The sequence below is a fragment of the Halorhodospira sp. 9621 genome (assembly GCF_022228055.1).
GTDB classification, from domain to species: domain Bacteria; phylum Pseudomonadota; class Gammaproteobacteria; order Nitrococcales; family Halorhodospiraceae; genus Halorhodospira; species Halorhodospira halophila_A.
The window spans coordinates 1-11516 of the sequence record NZ_JAJNRD010000040.1 but is presented as its reverse complement, the minus strand read 5'-3'; the positions used below and the strand labels follow the sequence as shown (position 1 = coordinate 11516).

The following is an 11516-nucleotide window of genomic DNA, read 5'->3' as shown; positions in this document are numbered from 1 at the left end:
GAGGGCCAGTTGGAAACGCTGGCCCTCTTTTTATTTCCGGGCACGGCGTACGCGCCGTGATCCGGCACCTTCAATCTGGGGGGGCGGGGGCTGCGCGTGCCCCTTCCGCACATGGAAAGGGACTGTGTGATAACGAGTGGCCTTGAGGGCCGCCCCCCGATCGAGTGGGAGCTATACGAACCCTAGAGCACCCTCGCGGGAAAGCAAGTGCCGTTCGCCGCCTTCTCTCGAAAGGGGGGTATTCCGCATCAGCTTTCTTATGCGCCGATAGACTGGGGCAATCTATTGCGAATGCTCTACCGATAGCAGAACCCTTCGCGGTCTGCCGCAGGAGCCGCAGTAGTGCGCGGGGCGCTTGCCGCGGATCGTAAGGTCGGGGCTCTGCTGCCTGCCCATGAACGCGAGGGGTGGGGTATCTGCAGCCTCCTGGCGCGCTGCGTTCCTGGCGGGGGGTGAGGTTTCGAGGCGCTCTTCGTCTACCTCTGGGCACGAGGGAGCACGCGCAAGGCACCGGGGTGGCGCCGGCGGTCGGTGTGGGCGATGCGCCGGCAAGCACCGCGCCGCAGTTGGTGGTGCGGCTCAGAGCTAGGGCTGGTGCGCAGGGTGTAGCCGAGGGCCAACCGCAAGGGTAGTTCGAAGGGCGATGCCTCCATGCCAGATGGGCCTTGTAGGCGGGTGCGAACTATAGGGTCTTCTGCCGCGGGCGGGTGCGATCTGAGTGAGAGTGAAGTCCAAGAGGGGAGGTACCGTTCTTCTGGCCCCCGCCAAGGGAAGGAGGGGCGGCTCTCACCTCAGGACAATCGATCCGTAGTCGGGGCCGTGAGCAGGTGCGCATTCCGCGCGGTCATGACCGCGTTTTCTGGCTGAGATGCGTTGAGCCTGTTCCCGGCCAGGAGAGGAGGGGCGGGGCGGGGGAGCTGTCGCCTCGCCTCTCGCATGGCCTTTGGGCTGGTGTCATTTTGCCCTATGGTTCCGATTGCCAAATTCCCTTTCTGGGCATAGGATTAGAAATCAGGGCCTTCGATTGGTCCGATTCTCGTATAAGGCATTGTTGGGTAAGTGCCTATAGCGGCCTCGGCGCTGGGAGCAGAGAGGCCTTTTCACACGGAGCAGTGGACACCATGATTCATTCCAACCGTAAGCATCTTTTGAGCTTTCTCATTCTCATCCCCATGCTGTTTCTCGCGCTGGGCAGCTACGATGAGGAGTCAACGTCCAGCGAGGTCACGGATGCAGAGGTCGAGCATCGCGTAGATGCCTCCGAGATCTTCGCGGAGTACGAGGCCAACTCGGTTCGTGCCGAGCAGCGCTACAAGGATACGGTCGTGGCGGTCTCGGGCCGGGTGGATAGCATCGGCCGAGACATCATGGACACCCCTTACATTACCCTGGAGACCGGCGAGCTCTTTGGCCAGGTTCAGTGCATGCTCGCCGAATCCCATGTGGATCTGGCGGCCAGCGTGGACTCCGGCGATCAGGTCACGCTCAAGGGCCGGGTCGATGGGAAGATGGGGAATCTGATTATCCGTGGCTGCCAGGCTGAGTAACGGGCGCGAGGTCTTGGTGCCCATCGTGCTGGGGTTTCTCCCCCTAGTGCCGGGCGCCCTGATCTATACCGCGTTCCGACCGGAGACCCTGATCTTTGTGGGCTGGCTCGAGTCCGCGGGCCTGGGTGAGGTGTATGCCCTCATCCGGGAGGCTCTGCAGCCATTGAGAGGCTCACTGCCGACATGGGCTGTCTACAACCTGCCTAATGGCCTCTGGTCGTTTGCCGTTTTCGCGGTCATCGCAAGCATCTGGTCTCTGCGGTCTGTTGGCGGCGCGGCCTATCTGGTGCTCGGGCTCGCCTGCACGATCGGCCTGGAGCTCCTCCAGTATGTGGACTTGATGCCTGGCACCTTCGATCCCGGGGATCTTCTGAGCATGGCCACCCTCGGTGCCTCGGGGGTTTTGGCTGGTGTTGCTGCCCGATGGTGGGTCATCGCGCCCCAGGAAAGGCAGTGTTTTGAGAAAGAAGAGGTGAGTTAAGCATGCAAAAAGCAGGCGGAATTACGGCGATCATCGCCGGCATCTTTGCGGTCTTTGCGGCGCTGTTCACGCTAATGGTGGGCGGAGCAGGCGGGGCTTTCGAGCAGGAGGGTGCGGATACGGTTATCGCGCTGGGCTGGGGCGGGGTGGTGTTCTCCTTTGCCACTATCATCCTGGGGGCTGTGTGCATCTCGGCCGCCTCGGCCAAGCCCGGAGTGATCCTGATTCTCGCATCGATTGCTGGCGCCATCCTCGGCGGCACCTTCGTAGCCCTGTTCATGGTGCTTGCGTTTGTAGGCGGGATCCTCGCTGCGATTGGGGGCGCGCAGACCAAGAAGCAGAATCTGGCAGCGAAAGCGTAGCGGAATGTTTCTGAGCCGAGGCTCTCAGGGAAGAGAGGCTCGGCAGTCTGCCTGCCTGGCAGCCTGCTCTGGACTTGCTCGTTTATTACGAAAGGCCTCCGATTCAATATCTCAAAATGGCGGTGAGAAATGATAAGCGCTCCCAAGTGGTCCATGGCGATCGTGTGCAGTCTTTGGCTTCCCTTTGTCCTGTCTGGATGTTTCTCGGGCCCAGCGCCGAAGCCATCCGAAGCCTCCTATGATGAGGACTTCTCCCGGCAGGATCACCTGCAAAGGCTCGTCCATGAGGGTCGCTTCACAGAGGCGTTTTCTGTCTACATGGATATTGACTCAGAGCGCGTCCCGGATCGGGGTTTGGCCAAAAAAATGGCAGCAGGTCTCGTTGAAAACCAAGCCGCCAAGAAGCACCTATCGAGCCTGACGAGGGAGCTCGAAAACTTGTCGCCAATTTTTAAAAGGTCCGCTTGGCCCGAACAAGAACATATTTTTCAGCGCGTGGGCATACTGGTATCTGCTTATGAAGAACTACCAAAAACAGAAGGCATCGACATCGTTTTGGGGTTAAAAAACGCCCACAATGAAAAAAAGGATGAGTGGCTGCTCGCCAAAACAGGCATAGTAGCCAAGTGCGGTGTTGATGAATACAGGAGATGCATCAACGAGTACCCGGTTTCAACAAGATTTCACAGGTGGACCGATGAAGCTAAGCATGCTCTGGCGATGAATTTAATTTCGAGCATAGATTTGCCGAAATCGTCACCAGAGGCCCTCGAAGAGTTGCTGAATCATGTTGAAAATGTGTATGCATCGCTAGGCGTGCGAGCACAAAAAGGGAGCATTCCTGAGTTTTTCTTTGTTGATCAGGCACAATGGTCATCGAGCGCAGAAGACCCACAAGAAGAAGCCCAACGCATAGCGCTCGGCAGTCTTCGTCCATCTGCGCTCCAGCCAACTCCAGAGGTATTCGAAGGCATTGGGGAGAACCCAGGGCATCGTTTCCAACTATTTCTTGTCAAAAAAGAGCAAACGGTGACTCCAATCGAGATCGGGGCATACTCACAGCCATCAGAGTTTCGGGTGTCGCGGCGTTCTGTTCCGAACCCAGATTACCAACGACTTTTGCATAATAAGCAGATGCTTCAATCCGATTTGCTCCAAGCACAAAATGCCGCTGCAAATGCACAGAATCCATTTATGCAGGGGTATGCCATAGGGGAAGTGCGTAGTATCCGGTCCAAATTGAGGCAAGCAAGAGAGCTGCTAAATATAACACCCCCTCAAATAGTAGAGCCGGTTTTTCAGACTTATGAATATACAGTTCGAGTGATCCAGCTCAAGAGGGATACTCGTTTTGAGGCGTTGATAGTGGATCACGACCGCAAAAAATTGGGGCGTGGCACCCTTGGCATTCAAGAAGAAAAAGAAATAGAGGTTGCATTAGGAATCCGGGCGCACGATCGATTCAACCGCCACTCTAACAAGGGGCTCCGCGAATGGTCTGATTCGCTCCGCGAAGCAGATGTAAAAATAAAACCGACCGAGCTATCCAGAGAGATTTCCTTTGTCTCCAAAAAAGATGTGCATTCCCATGTCGCTAGTGCGATGGAGGCAAAAAGAGAAGACGAAATGCCAAGGGGAGGTGGTTATCCTGCGGTGGAGCAAGGTTTTGATCCAGATGGTACGGCATCGTCATATCTGCATGGCGTTGTGGTCGTTTCTACCGGTGCATCAACGGGATCTGGATTTCATGTGAGTGAGAATATAGTGGTTACTAATGCTCATGTGGTAGGCTCCTCCAATCGCCCTGAGATTCGCAATAAGGATGGCAGAATTCACGAGGGGCGAGTAATCGCCAGCGATTTGGCTGCAGATCTAGCGTTAATAGAGGTGCGAGAACGTGGCATTCCGTTGCCGCTTTTTTCAGGCCCTCCTCCGGTGGGGAGTGATGTGATTGCAGTTGGCCACCCTCAGGGCATGGAGTTCACGGTGACGAGGGGAATTGTAAGCGCGTCAAGGAGCTTCGGAAGAAAAGGAGAGGTTATTCCGGTATTTCAGACAGATGCAGCGATAAACCCTGGCAACTCCGGTGGCCCTTTGATTTACCAGGGTGAGGTTTTGGGAGTAAACACAGCGATTTTATCAGGGAGTTCGGGGATCGGCTTTGCTGTTCATGTGGACCGGGTAAGACAAATGCTCCATGCCACTGATAGTGATTGACTATATAAAATATAACTCGGAACCTGAGGGAGGATATTGCCACTTCCTCTGTTAAGAGGGGGCGGCGGGTGGCGTGCTGCCATTTCGGGTAGGCAGGAGTGCATAAGCGAAAGTGTGTCTCTGACCGACGCCGGGCAATGGATCCAGGGCCGGAGTTGTAACCCGGCGCGAATTCCGCGCGCTCGTGACCGCGTTTTCTGGCTGAACGTGTGGCCCGTTCTGCCAGCAGGCTGGGGAAGAGCGAATCCATTGCCCTGTATGCACACCCCTCGAAGGCCCTTGAAAGCCCCTTCTGAGGCCCTTGCCAACCGCGCTGCAAGCTCGCCGCCCGATAGATCTCGTCCCCTGTGTCTGCGAGTACCCAGGGCACTTCACCACGGCAGAACACAGAATCTGTGCCTTTTTTAACCGGCCCACCCCGCGGCCTTGATCGGGTAATCCGTTGTCTCGTTGTGCGCCCGGTTACTATATCATCCTGATTACTCTTTGAATTCTCAATCTGCTGGTAGATGCCGTGTCCATCAAGATCCAACTTATGGCTGGGCTGCTGGGTTTAGAAGCCATCTAAAGGGTGGTGCAACCTTTTGAATGCACGGGTTGATGTCGGAAAAAGGGACAAATTCTTGGTCAGGCGCCGCCGGCGCGCGGCTGCTGGCTTGCTGCCATGGTGGGCGAGCTGCGAGCCGGAGGAATCCGCATCTGCACTGCAGTCGTACTCTAGGTGTGGCGCCTGCAGAGCCATGTCTCACCGGCTCGTGGGCACGCTTCGCCCTGGCGGGGATGAGGCTGGGGTCTGCCCGTTACCGGGCAAGGGCGGTTGCGTGGCGCCTGGGCGAGTGCCGTAGCCCCGACCAAGGTCGGTGGTCGATGTTGATGGGTCGTGGAGCACGTGCTGTTGGGGAGGGCGGAAAGGCCCTCAGGGCTTAACGGATACCGACGAGTCGGTCAGGATTGAGGGGGCCGGGAGCGTGACCAGCACCAGTGGATCCAGCGGCCCCGGTTGTTGCGAGTCGAAACCATAAGGAAGGAATCCAAGGCCAATGCTCAAAACCGTCAAAGATGCCTGCACGCTCGATGAAGGAACGCTGGAGTACCAGGCCGCAGCCGGGGTGGAGAACCTGGCCGAGCTGATCCATGAGAGCGAGGATCGCGGCCAAACGTTCTTCGACCGCAACTACATGACCCGCGGCATGGAGGTGCTGTTGCGCGAGGGCCTGCTCCGGCTCTCGGGCCAGACCGACCAGACACTCTTCGAACTGGCCCAGGCGATGGGTGGTGGTAAGACCCACTTGATGAGCGCCCTGGGACTCCTGGCTCGCTACCCGGAACGCCGTGCCGAGGTGTTGCCCGAGGATCTGTTGCGGCGAATCGATGATCAGCCGGCCCGGGTGGCGGTGTTCGTTGGCCGCGAGAACCCGCGGGACTACCTGTGGGGAGCGGTGGCCCGGCAGCTTGGTGAGCACGCCACGGAGACACTGCGCCCGTTCTGGGAGAACGGCCCCGAGGCGCCGGGCATGGAGCACTGGAAGGAGGCTATCGGCGATGAACCCACGCTGATCCTCTTCGATGAGTTGCCGCCATACTTCCAGTCGTTGAGCACCAAACCGCTTGGAGCTGGGACGCAGGCCGATGTGCTCACTGCCGCCCTGGCCAACCTTTTTGCTGCCGCGTTGGAGCTTCCGCGCTGCTGCATCGTGCTCTCCAACCTCGAGCAGGCCTATGCCGACGAGATCAAGCAGATCCGTAACCTCGTTGAGGATATACAGGCGGAAGCCGACCGCCATGCGAAGACCATCACCCCGGTTGCCCTCGATGGCTACGAGGTCTACGCCATCTTGCGCAAGCGGCTGTTTCGGGAAGTGCCGAATGATGCGGATATTGATGAGATCGCGGATGGGTTCGCCGATCAGATCAAGCGTGCTGAGGATGGCGGCTACCTGACGGCCCGCTCGCTGGAACAAGTTGCGGATGAGGTGCGCGAGACCTATCCCTTCCATCCGAGCTTCAAACACCTGGTCACGCTCTTTAAGGACAACCCGAAGTTCCGCGAGACCCGAGGGCTGTTGCAGTTTGCGGCCCGGGTCATCCGCTCGGTGTGGAACCGGCCACAGAATGATGTGTATCTGATCGGCACGCAGCACTTGGATCTCAACGACCCGCTGGTGCGCGATGAGGTCATCGACATCAATGACTCCCTGCGCCCGGCGGTCACGAAGGACATCGCCGATGCCGGCGGCTCGCACGCCGAGGAGATCAACGCTCGGTTCAATAACGATGCCGCCTCGCAGGTCGCCGGTCTGCTCCTCTGCTCATCCCTTTCCCGGGCGGTACAGGGGCATACCGGGCTGCGTTACGAGGAGGTGATCGAGTACCTTGTGGCCCCGAACCGCAAGCCCGATGAGTTCGCGCAAGCCTTCGATGAGCTGCGCAAGGAATCGTGGTATCTGCACCGGGAAGCGGAGCTGTTCTACTTCAAGGACACCGAGAACCTGACCCGGCGGATCCAGAACGAGGCCGCCAACCTCTCGCAGGCTCGGGTCGATCATGTGCTCGCGCAATGGCTGGAGTCCGCGCTAGAGCCGCGCTCGAGGATTGCCTATCAGCGCCTTCTCGTGCTGCCGCAAACCCAGGAGATCATGGAGGAGGTCGCGCAGGGGCGCGTGCTCGTTGTGGTTAAGCCCGATGACAGCGTTCCACCCTCAGAGATGCGCCGGCTCTTCGATGCCATTGAGGAGAAAAACCACCTGCTGATCCTCTCGGGGAACGATTCGCGCATGGCCGACCGGGTGGAGACGCTGCTGCGCGAACTCTACGCAGTCGAGCACATCCTCACCGGCATCCGCGATAACGAGAGCCTGCGCAAGGAGGCTCAGGACAAGAAGGAAGCTACCGAGCAGGCCTTCATCCAGGCTCTCCAGGGGACATTCAACCGGCTCTTCTTCCCGGGGGTCGAGGGGCTGACGAGCGCCACGATCGAGCAGGGGCTCAAGTTCCGGGGAAGCGGCCAGGAGACCGCGGAGAAGCAGATCGAGCAGCTCCTTGCCAGCAGCCGATGCGACCACAAGCTCGTTGCTGATTTGGAGGGCCAGGAGATCGCTTATCTGAGCATGGGCGAGCAGATGCTCTGGCCCCAAGGGCAGCGCCGCACCCCGTGGCGCGATGTGCTCTTGCGCGCCAAGACCATGCCCGACTGGCCGTGGATGCCCGGTGGCAAGGGGATGGAGCAGCTCAAGCGCATCGGGGTCAGTCAGGGCCGCTGGCGTGACACCAATGACGGTTACATCGAAAAGGGGCCGTTCCCGAAGGAGCGCACCGCGGCCATGGTCATCAATCAGGAGCCCGACCCCAAGACCGGGGAGGTCGTGCTCCAGCTATCCACCAAGAATGCCGGGCAAGAGCCGCGGATTCATTACGCACCGACCAGTGAAGTCTCTGAGCAGGATTCGGTTGTGGAGAACCCGGAGGCCTTCCGGACACGGCACGGCTCGCTCTACTTCCTCGCTGTGGACCCAAGCGGTGAGCATGAGCCCGGCGAGCCGACCCGCTGGGTGGCCCGTTTCGATATTCGCCACCAGCCCCACATCAAGCCGATGCACCGGGAATTAGAGATTGCCGCCTATCCCGTACCGGAGGTGATCCGCTACACCCTCGATGGCAGCAACCCGCGGGAGGGCAGGCTCTACGAGGGGCCGTTTCAAATCAGCGATGATCGCCAACACGTTCTCGTGTTCGTCCAGTCCGGCGAAGCGGAAGGCACGGCGGAGTTTACCGTCCCTGCTCGCAGCCGCGGCGGCCCAGAGGGCAAGGATGGGGAAGACCCCGGGCGTCCGGAGTTGGACCGGCATCGGCCTGCGCGCTTGCAGAATGCTGGCCCGGTGCAGATTGATGGCCCCGGAGCCGTCTTCAAGCTCATCCAGACCTTCAAAGATCGGGATGCGCGTTTCTACGGAGCACGGCTACTGATCGGTGAAGGGGAAGAGGCGGTGCAGGTCTCGTTTAACCGCCGGCCGCTGACCGCTGCACTGCTCGAGCACACCGTTCAGTCGCTTCGTGAGGGCCTCGGCGAGGACGATGCTCACGTGGAGCTGAAGGTGCGCGATGGCGCCCACTTCTCTACCGGGCACGACCTGGAGCAGTTCGCCGAGCTTGCCGGCCTCGAGCTAACCCATGAGATGGTCAGCCAGTCCTGACCGAGTAGTAGAGGGCCTCAAGCCCATGGCAACGGTAATTGCAGAGGCGAAAAGCATGGCGAAAAAGGGCAACCAGGCGAAGCCGGCCACCCCAACCTACGGCTTTGGGGTGCCGAAGGCTACGCTCGCGCCCCATCACTTTCTCGTGCGCATCCCGCGGGCGACTCGCGGCAAGGACAGTGAAGTGCTGATCATCGAGGATCTGGGCATGCACAAGGAGGGTGATGCCCCGATCGTGCTCCACCGGGCTATGGTGCCCCGTGCGTACTGGACGGAGATCGCCGGGCCGGTCAAGCGCTCGTTCAACGAGCGGCTCAAGGCCCATGATCTCGAGACGAGCACCTGGCGCACCGGGAAGAATCCGGTGGACCGGCTGCTCGGCAAGGAACTCTGTGTGCTCGCCTGGGCGATTGAGGCGCTTGAGGAGGAGCGCGTCGGGCGCGCCCTGCGCAACTGGTTGGCACTGCGCCCCGAGGAGCGGTGGTGGCTCTTTGGCATGGTCGCGGCCAGCAGCCAGGGCCTGCTCGACAAGGAGTGCGGCTGGCGCGTAGCGCTTCGCTATGCGCTGGGGCACTCCGAGGACGCGCGCACCCCGGAGGCCCGGCGGGATCCTAGTCTGCGGCCCGATACGAACGCTCAGGGCGGTCCCAACCTCTCGCTTTTCGATCAGGAGCAGTAGATCCATGACGGATACGGCAGAAGCGCAAAACAGCACGCAGCTGGAGCCGGGTGTCCTGGCCGAGGCGCCGGCACTGATTGAGCGGGTCTTCCCGTCGCAGAAAATTTCCACCGAAACGTATCGAGAAAGAAAGGCGACCCATGGTCAGACACTAAATGCCTTAGGTTCTTATTGGAAAGGGCGCAAGCCACTGATCATGGTTCGCGCCATCGTCTTAGGGAGCCTCCTGCCGGCCACCGAAGATCCCGAGGCGGATCTGGCCGTCTTCGAGCAGCTTATGGGGATTGATGACGCCGCCTTCGGTCGCCGGGAGCCGAAGCTCAAGGCGGGGGACGTGGCCGCGCGGATCACCCTGGAGAACCCCTGGGACTTCTTTGACTACACGATCCAGGGCGAGCAGGTCGATCCCGAGGAGGTCACCGAGCTGGCCTTCCCGATTTACCTCGCCGACTACCCCGGCCTGAAAATCCGCTGGTCCCGGAAGATCGACCCCGCCGACAAGGCGGACCTGCTGGCCGCGGCGATGCGCGGCCTGGCCTACGAGGAGAAGGTGGATCTGTGCAAGCGCCCCGAGGAGCTGAACCCCGAGTGGCTCTACGGCCCCGTCTGGCCGGCGGTCAACCACCACCTTGCCCACCTGGGGGTCGAGGCGTACAGCTTCGAGGCGCTCGCCGAGCAACTCGGGATTCTACGGTTCGGGCATAGGCCGCGGATCGGGGACACCTTCTGCGGTGGCGGCTCGGTGCCGTTCGAGGCGGCGCGGCTCGGCTGCGATGTCTATGCCTCGGACCTGAACCCCGTCGCCTGCATGCTCACTTGGGGGTCGCTGAACATCATCGGTGCCTCGCCGGAGCGCCGCGCCGAGATCGAGGCCAAGAAGCAGCGGGTCGCCGAGGCCGTGGACCGGGAGATTACCGAACTTGGGATCGAGCACAACGAGCGCGGCGACCGAGCCAAAGCGTTCCTCTATTGCCTGGAGACACAGTGCCCACAGACCGGCTGGGTGGTGCCGATGGCGCCGAGCTGGGTCATCTCCAAGACCCAGAACGTGATCGCCCGCCTACACCCTGACTATGAGCACAAGCGCTTCGAGATCGAGATCGCCAGCGGCGTCAGCGACGCGGAACTCAAGGCAGCCCAGCAAGGTACGGTGCAAAACGAGCAGCTCGTCTATGAGCTTGATGGGCACGTCTATCGCACGCCGATCCGCACCCTGCGTGGCGATTACAGGGACAGCGAGGGCACTACACGCAATCAACTCCGGCAATGGGATAAGCACGACTTCAAGCCGCGCCCGGAGGATACTTTTCAAGAGCGTTTGTACTGTATCCAGTGGATCACGGCGGAGACCGTTGGTATCTCACGGCCCAAGACTTACTTTGGCTCGGTTACGGAAGCGGACCTCGAGCGGGAGCGCAAGGTCGAGCGCATCGTTGAGGAGAACCTCGCCGGCTGGCAGGAGGAGGGCTTGGTGCCGGAAATGCCGATTGAGCCGGGCGACAAGACAGACGAGCCGATCCGAACGCGAGGGTGGCGGTATTGGCATCAGCTATTTTCGCCTCGCGATCTTGTTTTGCTATCTACTTATAATAAAGCTTCATCTAATGACGCTAGATTGAAGACATTATTCTCTAAACTTCCAAATTACTCATCTAAGCTGTCTCAGTGGCTAGTTAACAACTATGGGCAAATGCCTAATCATGTTTTTTATAACCAGGCGCTCAATGTTTTTTATAACTATGGGTCGCGTGGTTACTCGATGACGAAAAATACGTTTTTTGTAGATGTCTCGTTTCATGTAGAAAACAAATCAAACATTATAAAATGTTTAGACGCGAGAGATTGCAAAACAGATAATGATATTTGGATAACTGATCCCCCGTATGCTGATGCAATCAGCTACCACGAGATCACCGAGTTCTTCATCGCCTGGCTGCGCAAGAACCCGCCCGCCCCCTTTGATCAATGGACGTGGGACTCGCGGCGTAGCCTAGCCGTGCAGGGCACCGGCGATGACTTTCGCCGCTCGATGGTCGATGC

General features: G+C 59.6%; 7 protein-coding genes. All 7 read left to right on the top strand.

Going from position 1 to position 11516, the window contains the following annotated elements; translation table 11 throughout:
- The first annotated feature begins 1121 nt into the window (after positions 1-1121).
- Positions 1122-1547, top strand: a complete 426-nt coding sequence (locus LRF89_RS12220) for an OB-fold putative lipoprotein (protein WP_238637232.1) — start codon at positions 1122-1124, stop codon at positions 1545-1547.
- 16 nt (positions 1548-1563) lie between these two features.
- The gene (locus LRF89_RS12215; RefSeq protein WP_238637231.1) at positions 1564-2028 is read left to right on the top strand and encodes a hypothetical protein; all 465 of its coding nucleotides are present in this window, start codon (positions 1564-1566) and stop codon (positions 2026-2028) included.
- Positions 2029-2030: 2 nt separating this feature from the next.
- Positions 2031-2390, top strand: a complete 360-nt coding sequence (locus tag LRF89_RS12210) for a hypothetical protein (protein WP_238637230.1) — start codon at positions 2031-2033, stop codon at positions 2388-2390.
- Positions 2391-2708: 318 nt separating this feature from the next.
- Entirely contained in the window at positions 2709-4607 is a 1899-nt protein-coding gene (locus tag LRF89_RS12205) for a S1C family serine protease (protein ID WP_238637229.1), read from the top strand.
- A 1040-nt stretch (positions 4608-5647) separates the two neighbouring features.
- The gene (locus tag LRF89_RS12200) at positions 5648-8797 is read left to right on the top strand and encodes an anti-phage-associated DUF499 domain-containing protein (protein WP_238637228.1); all 3150 of its coding nucleotides are present in this window, start codon (positions 5648-5650) and stop codon (positions 8795-8797) included.
- A 55-nt stretch (positions 8798-8852) separates the two neighbouring features.
- Complete coding sequence (locus LRF89_RS12195; RefSeq protein WP_238637227.1) at positions 8853-9476, top strand: anti-phage-associated DUF3780 domain-containing protein; 624 nt, start codon at positions 8853-8855, stop codon at positions 9474-9476.
- Positions 9477-9480: 4 nt separating this feature from the next.
- Positions 9481-11516 (top strand): DUF1156 domain-containing protein (locus LRF89_RS12190; RefSeq protein WP_238637226.1); only part of this gene is annotated, 2036 nt, incomplete at its 3' end.

Coding starts and splice junctions, on each gene's coding strand:
- LRF89_RS12220 (WP_238637232.1), top strand. CDS start 1,122: ATGATTCATTCCAACCGTAAGCATCTTTTGAGCTTTCTCATTCTCATC.
- LRF89_RS12210 (WP_238637230.1), top strand. CDS start 2,031: ATGCAAAAAGCAGGCGGAATTACGGCGATCATCGCCGGCATCTTTGCG.
- LRF89_RS12205 (WP_238637229.1), top strand. CDS start 2,709: ATGGATATTGACTCAGAGCGCGTCCCGGATCGGGGTTTGGCCAAAAAA.
- LRF89_RS12200 (WP_238637228.1), top strand. CDS start 5,648: ATGCTCAAAACCGTCAAAGATGCCTGCACGCTCGATGAAGGAACGCTG.
- LRF89_RS12195 (WP_238637227.1), top strand. CDS start 8,853: ATGGCGAAAAAGGGCAACCAGGCGAAGCCGGCCACCCCAACCTACGGC.